General features: G+C 33.3%; 15 protein-coding genes. 4 read left to right on the top strand and 11 right to left on the bottom strand.

Features of this window, described 5'->3' with window-relative positions; genetic code table 11:
- The first annotated feature begins 41 nt into the window (after positions 1 to 41).
- Positions 42 to 176: a 30S ribosomal protein THX gene (locus ABD963_RS13005; RefSeq protein WP_345277487.1), complete on the top strand. Its 135-nt coding sequence runs from the start codon at positions 42 to 44 to the stop codon at positions 174 to 176.
- On the opposite strand, the gene ABD963_RS13000 is transcribed toward ABD963_RS13005, so the two are convergent.
- From ABD963_RS13000 to ABD963_RS12985, 4 genes are all read right to left on the bottom strand, one after another.
- Complete coding sequence (locus ABD963_RS13000) at positions 169 to 903, bottom strand: hypothetical protein (RefSeq protein ID WP_345277485.1); 735 nt, start codon at positions 901 to 903, stop codon at positions 169 to 171. The two genes, ABD963_RS13005 and ABD963_RS13000, sit on opposite strands and share 8 nt — an antisense overlap.
- A 3-nt stretch (positions 904 to 906) precedes the next feature.
- On the bottom strand, positions 907 to 1,665 hold the full coding sequence (yaaA, locus tag ABD963_RS12995; RefSeq protein ID WP_345277483.1) for a peroxide stress protein YaaA: 759 nt from the start codon (positions 1,663 to 1,665) through the stop codon (positions 907 to 909).
- Between the two features lie 111 nt (positions 1,666 to 1,776).
- Positions 1,777 to 2,757 carry a PLP-dependent cysteine synthase family protein gene (locus tag ABD963_RS12990; RefSeq protein WP_345277481.1) on the bottom strand — a complete coding sequence of 327 codons (981 nt, stop codon included), beginning with the start codon at positions 2,755 to 2,757 and terminating at the stop codon, positions 1,777 to 1,779.
- Between the two features lie 150 nt (positions 2,758 to 2,907).
- Positions 2,908 to 4,143 (bottom strand): ABC transporter permease, encoded by a 1,236-nt coding sequence (locus ABD963_RS12985; protein WP_345277740.1) that lies wholly within the window; start codon positions 4,141 to 4,143, stop codon positions 2,908 to 2,910.
- 7 nt (positions 4,144 to 4,150) lie between these two features.
- Here ABD963_RS12985 and ABD963_RS12980 point away from each other — a divergent pair, with 7 nt between their 5' ends.
- Positions 4,151 to 5,488, top strand: coding sequence for an exo-beta-N-acetylmuramidase NamZ family protein (locus tag ABD963_RS12980; RefSeq protein ID WP_345277479.1), 1,338 nt, complete (start codon positions 4,151 to 4,153; stop codon positions 5,486 to 5,488).
- Here ABD963_RS12980 and ABD963_RS12975 read toward each other — a convergent pair.
- Positions 5,485 to 6,315, bottom strand: a complete 831-nt coding sequence (locus ABD963_RS12975) for a sterol desaturase family protein (protein WP_345277477.1) — start codon at positions 6,313 to 6,315, stop codon at positions 5,485 to 5,487. The genes ABD963_RS12980 and ABD963_RS12975 overlap by 4 nt on opposite strands.
- A 97-nt stretch (positions 6,316 to 6,412) precedes the next feature.
- Complete coding sequence (locus ABD963_RS12970) at positions 6,413 to 6,919, bottom strand: YkgJ family cysteine cluster protein (RefSeq protein WP_345277475.1); 507 nt, start codon at positions 6,917 to 6,919, stop codon at positions 6,413 to 6,415.
- A gap of 117 nt (positions 6,920 to 7,036) precedes the next feature.
- Between ABD963_RS12970 and ABD963_RS12965 the strand changes: the two genes are divergently transcribed.
- Positions 7,037 to 7,735 carry a class I SAM-dependent methyltransferase gene (locus tag ABD963_RS12965; protein ID WP_345277473.1) on the top strand — a complete coding sequence of 233 codons (699 nt, stop codon included), beginning with the start codon at positions 7,037 to 7,039 and terminating at the stop codon, positions 7,733 to 7,735.
- On the opposite strand, the gene ABD963_RS12960 is transcribed toward ABD963_RS12965, so the two are convergent.
- The 4 genes from ABD963_RS12960 to ABD963_RS12945 all read right to left on the bottom strand — a co-directional run bounded on the left by ABD963_RS12960 (position 7,732) and on the right by ABD963_RS12945 (position 14,747).
- Positions 7,732 to 8,064 carry a hypothetical protein gene (locus ABD963_RS12960; protein ID WP_345277471.1) on the bottom strand — a complete coding sequence of 111 codons (333 nt, stop codon included), beginning with the start codon at positions 8,062 to 8,064 and terminating at the stop codon, positions 7,732 to 7,734. The two genes, ABD963_RS12965 and ABD963_RS12960, sit on opposite strands and share 4 nt — an antisense overlap.
- Before the next feature lie 143 nt (positions 8,065 to 8,207).
- Complete coding sequence (locus ABD963_RS12955; RefSeq protein ID WP_345277469.1) at positions 8,208 to 9,839, bottom strand: amidohydrolase; 1,632 nt, start codon at positions 9,837 to 9,839, stop codon at positions 8,208 to 8,210.
- Positions 9,840 to 9,945: 106 nt separating this feature from the next.
- Entirely contained in the window at positions 9,946 to 11,682 is a 1,737-nt protein-coding gene (locus tag ABD963_RS12950; RefSeq protein WP_345277467.1) for a TonB-dependent receptor, read from the bottom strand.
- A gap of 26 nt (positions 11,683 to 11,708) precedes the next feature.
- Positions 11,709 to 14,747, bottom strand: a complete 3,039-nt coding sequence (locus tag ABD963_RS12945) for a tetratricopeptide repeat protein (RefSeq protein WP_345277465.1) — start codon at positions 14,745 to 14,747, stop codon at positions 11,709 to 11,711.
- Between the two features lie 194 nt (positions 14,748 to 14,941).
- On the opposite strand from ABD963_RS12945, the gene ABD963_RS12940 reads away from it, so the two are divergent.
- Complete coding sequence (locus tag ABD963_RS12940) at positions 14,942 to 15,631, top strand: cell division ATP-binding protein FtsE (protein ID WP_345277464.1); 690 nt, start codon at positions 14,942 to 14,944, stop codon at positions 15,629 to 15,631.
- Between the two features lie 10 nt (positions 15,632 to 15,641).
- On the opposite strand, the gene ABD963_RS12935 is transcribed toward ABD963_RS12940, so the two are convergent.
- Positions 15,642 to 16,379 (bottom strand): glycosyltransferase family 2 protein, encoded by a 738-nt coding sequence (locus ABD963_RS12935; RefSeq protein ID WP_345277462.1) that lies wholly within the window; start codon positions 16,377 to 16,379, stop codon positions 15,642 to 15,644.
- Positions 16,380 to 16,408 lie beyond the last annotated feature (29 nt).

Raw genomic sequence — 16,408 nt, 5'->3', positions numbered from 1 at the left:
TTGAATTTTGTATTTTATGTTAACTAAAATTACTGAAAACTATGGGAAAAGGAGATAAAAAAACAAAACGTGGAAAAATAAACAGGGGAACTTTTGGTGCCCGAAGACCACGAATTAAAAAAAGACGCTCGATAGAAAGCAAAATAAGTATTGGTAACAAAGCAACTCCTAAGTAGGATTGTCAAATTCTTTCAACAGCTTTTCAACCTCTAAAATAACAGCTCTGTAAATACGCATATTAGGTTGACTCATATTCTGTGATTCCATGGAAATTTCATTTAATATACCTTTAGCATCATCCTCTTTTTTAATACTCAATAAAAATTTAGCCAACGCTAGGCGTTCTTCATAAAAGGAATATCTTATATCTATCTGCCTTAAATTATTCTCAGCTTCTTCAGTATTTCCAGTGTTCTCCAACGCTAAACCATATAAAAACTGGGTTCTAGACTTATTAAATCCGGATTCCGCTTTAATCTTTTCGGAATAAAAAATTACTTTATCAAACGCTTCAACATTAAAGTAAGCTTCTATGACTTGTGCAGTGGCATAAAAACTATTTTGCGATTTATCCTGCAAAGCTTCCAAGTAATGTGGAATGGCGCTATTGTAATCTTTTATTTCCAAAAAAGCATCAGCAAGATTTAAACGGTTTTGGTAAGTTTCGGAAAACTCTAATCGCTTTTCTAAATCCTTTATCTTTTTTGTTGGGTTTATGATGTTAGTGATTTCTGAAGTAATTTTTTCTGCATCACGTTTATTGTAAACCTGTGTAATTAAATATATTAGACAACCTATTAGCGGTATAAACAGAATTAAAAACCACCAATAATAAGCATTTCTATTTTTGTAAAGATGATATAAACAATAGACCTGAAGGCCAATGATTAGATAATAATACATAGTCTATCTTATGAAAACCAAGTCGTTTTCTTTAGACATGGGATCACTGAAACCGTAACCTCCATAATTAAACCCTTTTAAATCATCTATAGAATTTGCATTGGTATCTATGATATAGCGAGCCATTAGGCCACGGGCTTCTTTCGCAAAAAATGAAATGACCTTATATTCGCCGTTTTTAAAATCTTTAAACTCTACATTCACAACAGGTACTTTTAAAGTTTTAGTATCAATCACTTTAAAATACTCATTGCTTGCTAAATTGACAAACAACTCTCCCGCTTGAAGTTCAGCGTTTAACGCTTTGGTAATGTCTTTTTTCCAGAATTCGTAGAGATTTTTTTTAGTGCCTACTGGTAGTTTGGTTCCCATTTCCAATCGGTAAGGCTGGATTAAATCAGTTGGTTTTAATAAACCATACAAACCTGATAAAATTCGCACAGTGCTTTGTAGTTTTTCAATATGCTCACTTGGAATGGTGTAAGCATCCAATCCTCTATAAACATCCCCATTGAAAGCGTAAATCGCTGGTCTAGCATTTTCTGTTGAAAAAGGCAATTCCCAAGATTGGTTTCGTTCATAATTCAATTGGCCCAATGCATCGGAAATACTCATAAGTTTAGATAAACTTTTGGCAGATTTATTTTTGAGTATTTTATTTAATCGCTCTGATTGTTTTAAAAATTGAGCTTCTGTATATTGTTTTGTGGGTAATGGTGTTTCAAAATCCAATGATTTTGCAGGTGATAAAACGAGCTTCATGAGTTATATCTATTATTTTATTATCAAATTTACAATTACTAAACTACTTTGAAAATCGTTAGCTACAATTAATAATAATAGAATTATAAATTGTATTTATTATTCAGTTTTCTAATCTAAAAAACCTTGTTTGCGCATCCAATCATCGTTAAACATTTTTCCAACATAACGGCTACCATGGTCGTGAAATAAAACAACCACGACATCATCTTTGCTAAAGTGATGTTTTAATTGCAAAAGACCTTTAATGGCTGCTCCTGCCGAATTTCCCAAAAACATACCTTCTTCCTTAGCTAATTTTTGAGTGTAGATTGCAGCATCTTTATCAGTTACTTTAGTAAAACCATCAATAATACTAAAATCGACATTCTTAGGCAGAATATCTTCGCCGATACCTTCGGTAATATATGGGTAAATTTCGTTTTCATCAAAAATACCAGTTTCGTGATATTTTTTAAAAACTGATCCGAAAGTATCTATCCCCCAAACTTTCACATTTGGGTTTTGCTTTTTTAAATATTTTCCAACCCCAGAAATGGTACCTCCTGTGCCTACACCTACTACAAAATGAGTAACTCTCCCATCGGTTTGTTTCCAAATTTCAGGACCTGTACTTTCGTAATGTGCCGCAGTATTACTAGGATTATCATATTGATTAACATACCAAGAATTTGGAGTTTCTTCAGCAAGTCTTTTTGAGGTCGAATAATAGGATTTTGGATCGTCAGGTTCTACATTGGTTGGACAAACCACAACCTTACTTCCCACAGCCCTAAGAATATCCATTTTTTCCTTGCTTTGTTTATCATTAATAACACAAACCATTTTATAGCCCTTAACAATAGCTGCAAGTGCTAAACCCATGCCAGTATTTCCTGAGGTTCCTTCAATAATAGTTCCGCCTGGTTTTAAACGCCCATCGGCTTCAGCATCTTCAATCATTTTAACCGCCATCCTGTCTTTTACAGAATTCCCTGGATTAAAAGTTTCATATTTTGCCAGCACTAAACAAGGTAACTCTTTAGTAAGTTTATTAAGTTTCACCAAAGGTGTATTACCGATGGTACCTAAAATGTTTTCTGCGTATTCCATAGTATTTTATAGGCTTACAAAAATACTAAAAAGCCCAAGGTTAAATGTTAAAAGTTAGTTATTATGTTCAATTGTGATAGAGCTATAGGTATGGTTTTGTAAATATTTAATTTTGAAACCAATTCCCAGCAGTTGAACATCCAAAGCAAATTAATCGAACCTTATAGCTCTAACTGGTGAAATTTTAGTGATAATGTATGAGGGCACTAAAAGCATGAGTAAACATAGGATTAGGGTCCCTATATTTAATGCTAAAATATACCCTAAACTTATGTAAACAGGTGCTTCCGTAACATAATAAACACTGGGGTCGAGAGGGAAAAGCTTAAAATATTTTTGTGCAAAAAGCAATCCTAAACCCAATAAATTTCCCCAAAACAACCCGAGAATAATAATATATGAAGCATTGTATAGAAAGAGTTTTCGAATGCTCCAGTTATTACTTCCAAGAGCTTTTAAAATACCTATCATTTGGGTTCTTTCCAATATTAAAACCAAAAGTGCAGTAATCATATTTATCCCCGCAACTAATATCATTATTCCAATAATCCCATAAATATTTTTATCAAAAATTTTAATCCATTCAAAAATGGAATAATACTTCTCCGTTACAGTTTGGGTATTAAAAGTTGATGGAGTATTTTGATATATTTCGATACCTTTTTGTTCTATTTTTGAGTAATCTTCTATGAAAACTTCAAAGTTACCAATTTGATCCTTGTCCCATTGATTAATACGCTGTATATGCCGAATATTCCCAATTAAATACTGCTTATCCAAATCTTGAAATCCAGAATTATAAATCCCTACTATTTTACACTTTACGTAATTAGGTAGCTTTTCTGGATCGTCTTTGGCAAAAATCATTTGAAAACTATCGCCTAATTTAAATCCTAACCTATTTGCTAAATATTGCGATATTAAAACCTCCTCGCTCCATTTAGTCTCTAAATTAGGCAATCTACCCCCAACCAGAAATTCTTTAAAAAATTGCCAGTTATAATCGTTATCAACGCCTTTGTAAATGACCCCTTCAAAGTCAGTTTCAGTACGAATGACTCCAAATTTGGTAGCAACTCCTTGCACATGGCTTACACCTTCTACTGATTTAAACTCAGGATAAAACTCCTGATTTTTCGATAAGGGAAAAACACTCTCTTGCGAGTTATTGCTATCGAAATTTGAAATGGTAACATGCCCATTAAAGGCCACCACTTTATCGCGTATTTTTTGTTGTAAACCAATACCCGTTGCAATGGCAATCATCATTACTACAATACCGATAGCTATGGCAACAATTCCAATTTTTATTATTGGTGCCGATATACTACTTTTATACGTTTTACTACCAATAATACGTTTAGCTATAAAATACTCGTAATTCAATTTTCCAATGGGATTAAATGTTTTCAAAAATACAGTTTTATTATTTGTTTTAGTAATGATTTCATGCGCAAACTTGTCAAAATCCAAAGTTGAAAGACAGAAACCTGAAGCTACTAAAAATGAAGCGTTACTTAAACAGGCTCGGTATCAAAATAGTAATTTATCTGACAGTACCATCTTTGTTGGTGCTAACCAAATTGGCAGGTATTTAAAGCGCTTGCATCAAAAACGGGTTGGAATTGTTGCCAATCAAACATCTGTTATCTTTAAAAACGCTGTGGACTCTATATTTGAAGTATATCCCACCGGCGAGGTAGAGTTTAGCCATATACAAACCAATAACATCCTTTACACACATTTAGTAGATTCGCTTTTATCACTTAATATAGATATTAAAAAAGTATTTTCTCCAGAACATGGATTTCGAGGAACTGCTGATGCTGGTGAATTAGTTAAAGACGGCATAGATACTAAAACTGGTTTGCCAATTGTATCGCTTTACGGTAATAACAAAAAACCAACTCAAAAACAACTTGAAGGATTAGATATTGTGGTGTTTGATATTCAAGATGTTGGTGTTAGGTTTTACACCTATATTTCAACATTACACTACATTATGGAGGCGTGTGCTGAAGCCAATATTCCAGTATTAATTTTAGACAGACCAAACCCTAACGGGCATTATGTTGATGGACCTACTTTAGAAAAAGAAAACCAAAGTTTTTTAGGGATGCACACCATTCCCCTAGTTCATGGAATGACCATTGGTGAATATGCGCAAATGATTAATGGCGAAAAATGGCTTGCTAATAATTTGCAATGTGAACTTGCTATTGTACCAGTAAAAAATTACAATCACTACCTGTTTTACAGCTTACCCATTCGTCCTTCACCAAACTTACCAAACGATAAGTCTATTGCGTTATACCCAAGTTTAGGTCTTTTTGAAGGCACCAATATCAATGCTGGTAGAGGTACCGAATTTCAATTTCAAAGGTATGGTGCTCCTTTTTTAGACAAAAAAGTTTTTACTTTTAGCTATACACCTGTTGAAAATTTTGGGGCCAAATACCCCAAGCATAAAGGCAAACTTTGCTACGGAGAACATTTAGAAAATGAAAAACTTAACGGAGAAGTGAGTTTAAAATGGCTTATTAAGGCTTATAAAAATTCAACTGACAAATCACTTTTTTTCAATACTGATAATTTCACAAAACATGCTGGCACAACTACATTGCAACAACAAATTGAGGCTGGCATGAGTGAAGAATCTATTAAGGCCAGTTGGCAAGATGATTTGAAGACTTTTAAGGACATTCGGAAGAAATATTTAATCTACGATTAATCCATAATAGTTGGTCGTTTATATTTTTGAAACGGTTGCTTAAGTAAATCCTTGATGTTGCTATTTTCTTTTTCATCGGGAAACACATCAACGCCATAAACTATTTTTTCTGTGTCTAATTTCATGTAAGTTCCAAAAAGTCTGTCCCAAACCGAAAAAATATTTCCGTAGTTAGAATCTGTATAAGGCAATTTATAATGATGGTGTACTTTGTGCATATCGGGCGATACAACAATATAGCTTAACCAATCATCCACTTTTTTTGGTAACTTAATATTGGCATGATTGAACTGGGTTGCCACTACCGATAATGATTGATAAAGCATTACTAAAGCTATGGGTGTACCAACAATAAAAATTCCTAAAAGAGTAAATAGGTATCGGATAACACTTTCTAATGGGTGATGTCTATTGGCGGTTGTAGTGTCAACATGATGATCGGAATGATGCACCAAATGTACCATCCAAAGTGGTTTTACTTTGTGCTCAATAAGGTGCGGCAGATAAGCCCCAATAAAATCTATTAAAAGAATACCCGTAATGACGTATAACCAAAGAGGCATTTCGGGCAACCAATTTAAAATACCAAGGTTATTTGCCATCACCCAGTCCGATGACTTTAAAAACAAAAAAGCCAATGGCAGGTTAACTAAAATAGTTGTCAAAGTGAAAAAAATGTTAGGTATAGCGTGGTTCCATTTTTTGTACTTCATCCCAAACAAGGGTACAATGCCTTCTATTATCCAAAAGAGTGTTAAGCCTCCAACAATAATAATCCCACGATGTAGTGAAGGAATAGTTTCAAAGTAATTTAATAAAGCTTCCAAAATGATTTTTTGTTTTAAATATACTTATTTTATTTGTTGTTTCATCTGGTACTATTTATTTGCTTTTCATAACTCAGATGCCATGTCTAAATATTAATTAGGTGGGTTTATAGTTTTGCAAACGGAATTTCATAGCTTCTACTATGTTAAACGCCGCAGGACAAATAGCCACATTTTTTAAAGTTAAATTTGATATTTGCTGAAACTTTTTTCTGTCGGTATGCGGAAATTCCCGGCAAGCCTTGGGTCTTACCTCGTAGATCGAACAATAATTATCGGCTCCTAAAAAGCTACATGGTACGGCTTGCAGCACATAATCATTATCTTCATCAATTCGTAAATATTGCTCAATAAATTGCTGTGTTTTCATCTTAAAATGTTTAGCAATCCTTTCCACGTCTTTGTCTGTAAAAAGTGGCCCTGTGGTTTTACAACAATTGGCACATTGTAAACAATCGGTTCGATCAAATTCTTTTTCATTTAAATCCATCATCACATAATCCAAATCTTTAGGTGGTTTCTTTTTTAGCTTAGCAAAGAATTTTTTGTTTTCGTTATGCTTATCTTTGGCGAGCTTTGGGAGATTATTGACGAAGTCTTGCATATTGTAAAAATAATACATTCCGACATTACTAAAGAAGAATGACAGAAGTAATCTTTTAATTTTTAATTTTAAACAAACTGATTGCCACGACTTTTTCAAGTCTCGAAATTTTGAAACATGAAAGACCTTTTCGGAAAAGCATTGCTCGATTATCAAAACGGAAATTATACTGAAGATATCATCACTTCAACCAGTATTTCTGATGACGATTTATTGCCCATTTCATATTTATTTAGAAGTTTCTCTGAAATGCCTAAAATTGAACAAAAGGCTTTAAAACTTAGCAAAGGTCAAGTTTTAGATGTAGGTTGTGGTACTGGCAGTCATAGTCTGTACTTACAAGAAAACCGTTTAAATGTAAAAGCCATTGATATTTCTAAAGGGGCCATTGAAGTCGCTCAAAAACGAGGTGTAATGAATGCTGAAGTTCTAAATGTATTAGAGGAAAAAAGTAAATTTGATACGATTTTACTTTTAATGAATGGTACCGGGATTTTTCAAGAAATCTCACAGGTTGCAAAATACTTAACACACCTAAAAAGCCTATTAAAACCAAACGGACAAATCTTGCTTGATTCCTCTGATATCAAATATATGTATGAAGATGAGGATGGTGGTTTTTGGATGGATGCCCATTCGAATTACTATGGGGAATTGGATTATTTTTTGAGTTACAAAGGTAAAAAAGAAGTGCCTATGAAATGGTTATACCTCGATTTTGACACCTTAAAATTGGCCTGTGAAACCGTTGGACTCCATTGTGGATTGATTTTGGAAGGCGAACATTTTGATTATTTAGCGCGGTTAACCGTTTAAACTTTATCTCTTATAAATGTATGTTGAGATTCTCCTTTTCCGTAAATAAACGTTTCATCACTCAATACCAGAATTTGCTCTGAAACTTTGCCATACAAATAGATTACATCAATAAAAAATAGACCCTTATCAAATTTAATTTCAACTATCGTATGGTTATCCATAACAATTTCATTACCAATGGTTTTTTCGGCTTTTGGAGGTAAATTCAATTCATCTAAAACCTCAACAGAGCCTTTGTTCTCGTCAAAAGAAAATCTATAAATAGCATTTTCATTACCATCTTTCAATTTCCAATCGCCGGCAATGGTGTTTTTAACTTCTTCCAAGGTTTTGCAACATGCTAGTTTCTGTGAAAAACAATTAATTGAGACCACCAAAATAAAAATGCTAATACACTTTTTCATTTTTCTAACTGACTAAAACATTCCAAATGCTAAGTGGATTCCGTATCAAGTGCGGAATGATAAAACTATTGTGCTTTACCATCAATAAATGTGTTAATCACTTTTATATTGGGTATTTCAGCAACATCAACCGTCATAATATCTTTATCTAAAATGACAAAATCTGCAAATTTTCCGGCTTCAATACTGCCTTTTTCATTCTCTTCAAAATTAGAATAGGCTGCCCATATAGTCATACCTTTAAGGGTTTCTTCACGGGTTAACGCATTTTCTATTTGAAAACCACCTTCCGGATATTGGTCTAAATCTTGCCTTGAAACTGCTGCGTAAAAAGTTAAAAAAGGACTCACTTGCTCTACAGGAAAATCAGTTCCTAATGCTACTTTACCATAAGCGTTTAATAAATCTTTAAAGGCGTAACCTCCTTTAATACGCACTGGCCCTACTCTATCTTCAGCCCAATACATATCGCTAGTTGCATGCGTAGGTTGAATAGAAGGCAGTATATCATCAAAATATTTGAAATCATCTGGTGATACTACTTGAGCATGCTCGATACGCCAGCGCCTGTTTGGTTTATCTTGTAAAACGTTTTTATAGGTATTTAAAACAGCATGGTTAGCAGAGTCACCAATGGCATGGGTATTCATTTGAAATTCGGAATTCGCTATTCGCTTTGCTGCCGCTCCAATTTCATTCAAGGACATAACTGGAATACCATGGGTTTCAGGTTTATCGGTGTATGGCTCTCGTAATAAAGCACCTCTAGACCCCAAAGCACCGTCTGCGTAAAATTTGAAGGACCTAACATTGAGTTTATTCGTTTTTTTAATTCCATTATTCAAATAAAAATCTAAATTTTTAGATGTTCCAGGAACCATCATATATAGTCTGATTCTAAGGTCACCAGTGCTTTGTAAACTATCAATTAAATCTATTTTATCAATCCAAGAGGATGTATAAATATCTGGACCCGCATCAGATAATGATGTTAACCCATATGTTAAACAGATGTCTTGTGCTTTTAATAAAGCATCAATAAGTTGCTCCTTGGTTGGTTTTGGCCAATTATCTAAAACCAATTGTTCTGCATTGTCAATTAAAATACCTGTTAATTCGCCATTTTTAACTTCAATTTCTCCACCTTCAATGTTACTATTTATTGTCACGTTACCTAAATCCAATGCTGCTTTATTGCAAAAGGAAGCATGCCCATCTATTCTTGTTAAAGCAACAGGGGTGTTTGGAAATAACGAATCTAAAATTTCTTTAGTTGGCATCGTTTTGTCTTCCCAATCGTTTTGATCCCATCCTCTACCTCTTATGTAGGGTAGATTATTTTTGTTTTGAAACTCTACAACCTTATTAATCATATCTTCAAAACTTGTTGTCCCTACTAAATTGACTTGTTGTTGCAATTGCCCAAGTGTTAAAAAGTGACAGTGGGCATCAATTAAACCTGGCAAAATCGATTTTCCTTTAGCATCAATAATGGTATTAGCTATATATTTATTTTGAAGATCTTTTGAGTTTCCAACCTCAATAAATTTGCCATCTTTTATAGCAAATGCTTCGGCCTTTTCAAATTCGGAATTAACCGTATAAATATTTCCGTTGATTATTAATGAATCTACAGATTCCTTTGTTTGACAGGATATCAGCCCTATGAACAGGCTAAGAAGCAGAAACTTTTTCATATAACATTTTTAATGGTTCTTGTAAAAATAAAAAAAGCGTTCTTAAATGAACGCTTTAATTCTATATATAATGAGATTATGAAATAATTATAGAATCTACTTTATCTCAAAAATCGAACTTAAAAGTGGCTCCTGCTAAGAACTGAATGCTTTGCACTGGGAAATTTTGCCATTTTTGATAGGCTATGTTCGAAATATTATTGGCTTTTGCAAATACTGAAATTTGGTCGTTTATATGATATCCCACATGAGCATTGGCATCAAAAAAACTATCTAATACCACATTGGTTATTAAATCTTCTGGTATTAAAGTTCCTTCTAATTCCAATTGGTCTTTACGTTCTCCAACATAAAATAAATTGGCTCCTGTAAACCAGTGCTCATTGATTTGGTAATCTAAAAACAGGGAACCTTTTACATCGGGTAAATTCCATGCTTCTGCCTCATTATCGGTATTATAAGTAAAATACTCGGCTTTGATTCCTAATTTAAAATTACGGTTAACATCTACATTTATCTCACCTGCCAATCCAAAAGTATCTACATCATCATATACAATTCCAAAGGAATTTCCATAATCATAATCATTTTGAGGCGATAGATTCTTAATAACATTGGTTTTGTAAAGCGCTTTATTTCTATCGGCTAAATAATGACCGCTGATATTGTAGCTCATATTACTTGATAATTTTCCTTTTAAACCAACATAAGCGTTGTAGAGTTGATCGGTTGGTGCAATGAAAAGTGTAGGCGATACAAAAGGGTTTTCATTAGCAAAATCATGATAGGAGTTTTGGATTAAATCTCCCTGAATACCTCCATAGGCAATGAGTACATCATTAACTAAACGATAACTGGCCGTGATATTTGGGTATAAATATAATTTGCTATCACCTGATTCCTTGTCGTTTAAATAATTGATAGAGACTCCCAAGTTAACGGTTAAATCGTCCTGCTTTAACTCATAAGTAGGTGAAATACCAATCTGAAAATTTCCATAATTTAATTCTTGGTCCACAGAGTAACTTCTATCAAAAGTACCTCCTAAATAATCAAATTTAAAGTCGGTTGAAATCTCAACATCATTGATGGGAACATCTACTTTAGCCTTTACAATAAACCGGTTTTCACCAGAACCTTGATTGTCTCCAAAGCGTCTAAAAAAGAAACTCCCTGAATTAATATAAGTATCTTCAAAAGTGATATCGCCTCCAAAATGTGCATCGAATAATGAATGATCAACCTCAATATTGTTGGTTTGGGCTTGTGCTATTTGAGATTCTGGAACCCCATACCAATTGTAAATTTGCTGTTGAAAGCCACCTTCAACATTCCAAGATAAATCTCGTAACCGAGAGGCATAATTCACGTTAATTTTGGAGTTAGAAAAATTATCGTTAAACTGTAAACCTTCAATACCTCCCTGCGAGGAGTGATGGCTAACATAACCTCCAACACTTTCAGTCCTACTAATGGCATGATTTAAATAAACCTCTCCTAAAATGGTGGTATAAGTACCAACACCCAAAGTAGCATAATTATCAAATAATTTTACAGGCTCTCTTTTTTCAACTAAGGCAGCTTTTCCTTTTGCTGGCGTAAAGGTTGATGCCACTGGAAACGAAAAAATATTGTATTTAATATTCTTTTTTGTTTTAGTAGTTTCATCATCTAAAGATGGGATTTCCTTAACCTTAAAGGCATCTGAAATAGTTGGTGTATATGGTTTTACGATATCAATAACACCTGTATTTATGGTATCATTTTTTCTGTTTTGTGAGAAAGACAAAGTCGCTGTAAACGCAAATATTAGTATGAATATATTATTTAAGTGCTTTCGCATATGATTTGATTTATGATTGATGAAAATTAATCTTCTAGTTGAATGGATGAATTTGTTTTGGCTTCCTCAGCTTTTATTTTGCGTAATTCTTCTCTAGCTTCAGTTACCACGTCATTAAATTCCGGGAAATTTTGAATCACACTCTCCAAAATATAAGTGGCTTGAAACGCATCATTTAATGCATAATAATTCTTTGCCATAAGTACCAGCCCTTTAGCGCTGTAATATTTGTATCCTGAAAAATCTTTTGCTAATTTTTGAACTGATTGGTTGGAAGCTTCATGCTTGCCTTCCTTATTTTTAAAATAGGCATTGTAGTACAAGGCTTCGGCAGCTGTTTCCCCTGTTGCCACTTTCTCAACTTGCGTATAGGCTATTTTTGCCTTGGTCTCATCACCTGTTTTAATAGCAGTACGTGCAATAATCACATGAGCATCACTTTTAATTTTATTATCAATTTTTGTACTTGCCAAAACTTTATCTGCATACGTAAACGCATCGTTATAGTTTTCTAATTGATAATAAGCTTTCATTAAATTGGATTGCGCAAAAACCACATTTTGGGGGAAATTGGCTTCGGTTTCCAATCTCAATAATAAAGGAATGGCTTGTTTCCAACTTTTCTTCTCTAAGTAAAATTGTGATAAACGCGTAAGCGCTTCCTCTGTAAATTCGCTTTGTGAAGCTTCCGTTATGTATTTATAATGTGGTACCGCATTTTCCAACAAATCTTTCTTATAATACAATTGAGCCAAATAAAAATGGGATTGTAATGCGTGTAAACCGTTAGGAAATTGACTTAAATACCCATTAAATTGCTTGATGGCCTTATCGGTGGCATTGTCTAAGTATTGTTTTTCAGCAGCTTCGTAAGTAGCATTGTCCAAGTCGGCATCCGTTACTTCCACATAATCCAAGGTTTTTACCCAACGCGCATAATCATCTACTCTTCCCAAATCAATATAAATTAATTTGGCTGTGGAAACCGCTTGAACCGCTTCGGGAGATCCCGGATATTCGGATGCCACTTTTTTAAACTTAGTTAAGGCGCTTTCGTTTTCACCTGAATTGTAATATACCAAACCTTGACGTAACAATGCTTTTGGCACAAACGAACTCATACTATATTCACTATTTAAACGGTTATAAACCCCCATAGCCTTCTCGGTTTCGTTGGCTTTAACATACGAGTTCCCCAACTCATACATAGCATCATCACGCAATTTGGAGTTTGGATAATCTGAAATAAATTTTTCAAGTTCCTTTATTTTTTTTGAGGATTGTCCCGTATATCCAACACTTATGGCTTTTTGGAAAAAGGCATAATCTGATTCTATTTCATTGAGTTTAATAGCATTTTCGTAAGCACTGATAGCACTTTGGTATTCACTTGATACAAAATGTCCGTCACCTAAACGCAAATAGGCATCATTCAATCGTACTTTGTCGTTTCGTTTGTTTGAGATGAATTGATTAAAAAACTGGGTAGCTTGTCCGTAATTCTTGAGCTTAAAATAGGTATACGCTAAATTGTAATTGATGTTTTCGTTTTCGGGAGTTGATGAGGCTTCTGGCATTTGTTGAAACTGTTTAAACCCAATTAAGGCATCATCATAATTTGTTAAATTATAATCAGCCTCGGCTTTCCAAAAGGTAGCTCTGGCAGTATAATTTGGATCTCTTGGTTCTTTTAGAGAGGCATCAAATAAATTTTTGGCTTCTAAATACTGACTTTCATTATAAAGCTCCAAGCCTCTGTAAAAAGCCACTTTTTGGTATGCCACTTTATTCTCAAAACTCTTTTTACCTTCCAATAATTTAAGCGCTTCCTTATAGTTTTTTGAGGTGATGTAAGAATCAATTAAAAGGGTTTCAATTTCTTCTTTGTAGCTTGTATTGGGATATTTCTGAAGATAACCAGCCAAAACTTGTGGCGCTGATTGATATGGATTACCAATTTCGTAACTGATTTTCGCATAATTTAACCAAGCATCTTCCTGAATTTTTAAATCGAAATCCATTTGAGAGGCATTCCTAAAGGCATTCAAAGCCTCCTGTTTTTTGTCTAAATTGATATAACTTTCACCTAAATGGTAATAGGCGTTTTGGGCAACAGAGTTATTTCCGCTTACTATTTTATTAAACTCTGAAATGGCATTTTCGTAGTCTTTTTGTTTGTAATAAGCATAACCCAATTGGTAATAATCGGTATTGTTCCATTTGCCTGTTGTGTCTCTTTTTCCTCTTTTTCCTTTATATGCTTTTAGGTATGGAATGGACTCTGCATATTTTTCAAGATTAAAATAACTTTCGCCAATTATTTTTGAAAGCTCAGAGATTTCCTCATCATCACTTGTGCCTAATCTCGCTTTTGCAAGCTCTATGGCTTTTTCAAAATTTCCTAACTTAAAGTTTAAATCGGCTTGATAATACGATAGTTTTTCTTTGTATCGTTCTTGGTCACTCACCTGTTCAAAATATTCGTTGGCAGCATTGTAATCATCACCTTCATAAGCCATAAAACCTAAATAATATGTGGCTTGCGAACCAAACTCTTGGGAGTTTTCTACCTTACTTAAATACTTTTTGGCATCATTATATTGCTTACTAGAAAATGCCGAATAACCATTATTGAAATAAAACTTCTGTTTTTCATTTTTACCCAAGGCATTTTCATCAACTTTATCATACCATTTTCGGGCATAGGCATATTTAGAATTTTCAAAATAATAATCGCCCACATCTACAAAAGCCGTATTTCGTTTGGTACTTGTTGGATATTCTTTAACGAAATTCTCAACCAATTGGTCGGCGTTTTGTTGATTCAATCTTACAGCACAATTAGCAATATAATAGGTGCAATCCGATTGCAGAATTTCTTCCTTAGCTGTTTTTTTTACACTACTGAACAACGATTGAGCAGCTAAATATTGCTGATTATTATATAACGATAATGCCCTTTGATAATCGACTAAATTACTGGTGTATGTGGCTGATTGTTGTGCTATCATTTGAAAACTCAATAGGACAGCCACCAAAAGTGAAAGACAATTTTTATTACTCATTAACGATTCGTTTTTTATTTGATGATTCAAAGATAATTCAATCTAAAACCTATAACGCAACAATCGTGCTATAATTATAAACCGAGTTATTAAATGTAAATTTCAATTGAAAATAACGTAAAGTTTTCAACGTTAGTTTTAAGATTTAACTTTTTAGTAATACATTTACATCTCTTAAAAACGCCTTCTATTTTATGTCAAATCCTATTTTAGAACTTAAAAACGCTGCCATCTATCAAGGTGACAGTCTCGTACTTTCAAACGTTAACGTAGAAGTTTACAAAGGGGATTTTGTATATTTAATAGGCAAAACAGGTACTGGAAAAAGTAGTTTTATGAAAACGCTTTATGGCGATTTACCTTTAACTGAGGGCGAAGGCCATATTGTAGATTTTGACTTAAAAACACTAACTGATAAAGAAATTCCTTTTTTAAGAAGAAAACTGGGTGTCGTCTTTCAGGATTTTAAATTATTGACCGACAGAACTGTTAATGATAATTTACTATTTGTTTTAAAAGCAACAGGTTGGAAAGATAAAGACAAAATGAATACGCGAGTTGAAGAAGTTTTAACTAAAGTTGATATGAAAACTAAAGGGTTTAAATTTCCACATGAATTATCTGGAGGAGAACAACAAAGAGTTGCGATTGCTCGAGCTCTACTAAATAACCCCGAACTTATTTTAGCTGATGAGCCTACTGGTAATCTAGACCCACAAACCAGTATTGAAGTTATGGAAGTGCTTCAAGATATAAACAAAAATGGTAATACCATTTTAATGGCAACTCATGATTATGCACTTTTACTCAAATACCCAAGTAAAACACTGAAGTGTGACGAGAATCAGGTTTATGAGGTTGTGCAAAGAAAAAGGGAATACTGATATATAAAACTCAAAATAGTTTTTTCAAAACAAATTTTGTTGTTGCTATTACCATAAAAATAGGTTTAAAAATAATAAATGAAGCCTCTGTTTTTAAGGTAATTTCTTCTTTATACAAAGACCAATTATAACACTTTGATAAACCTTGAGTTCCACAAGTGGCAATTATAGTATCTATAATTAAGACCGGAACATGTCTTCTCCATAAATTCAAATTAAATGCATAATCTCCTAAAACTTTATATTTAGTGTCATAGCATTGTTTTTCAAACAAAGACCTATGATAAAACATACCTTGATGGGGCAATGTGTTTTTTAACCAAATTTGTTTAGACCATAATGGTTTAAATAACCCTTTGTTTTTTTTTACAAAAATGCTATCATCTTTTTTAAACCTGTATATTATGGGGCCTATAAATAGCTTTACATTATCATTTTTAAAATAGGGAATCAATGATTTTAAAACATCATCATCATAAAAGGCATCGTCAACACCCATAAAATAAAGCCAGTCCCCACTAGCCATCGAAACACCTTTATTCATTGCATCATAAACACCCGAATCTGGCTCTGAAACAAACTTAATTTTTAGTGGGATAGCTATTAAAATACTTTCAAAATTACCTTTTGATCCACCATCTATTACAATAATCTCAAAGTCTGTAAAACGCTGTTTTGAAATTGACTCTAAGCAATCATAGAGCTCTTTTATTTGATTAAAACAGGGTATAATTATAGATAACTTCAAACAAATAAATTTAGTTTAGACACAATTCT

Source organism: Litoribaculum gwangyangense (assembly GCF_039543505.1).
GTDB classification, from domain to species: Bacteria; Bacteroidota; Bacteroidia; order Flavobacteriales; family Flavobacteriaceae; genus Litoribaculum; species Litoribaculum gwangyangense.
Note: the sequence above shows the minus strand (reverse complement) of the source record. Positions and strands in the feature narration are given on the sequence as shown.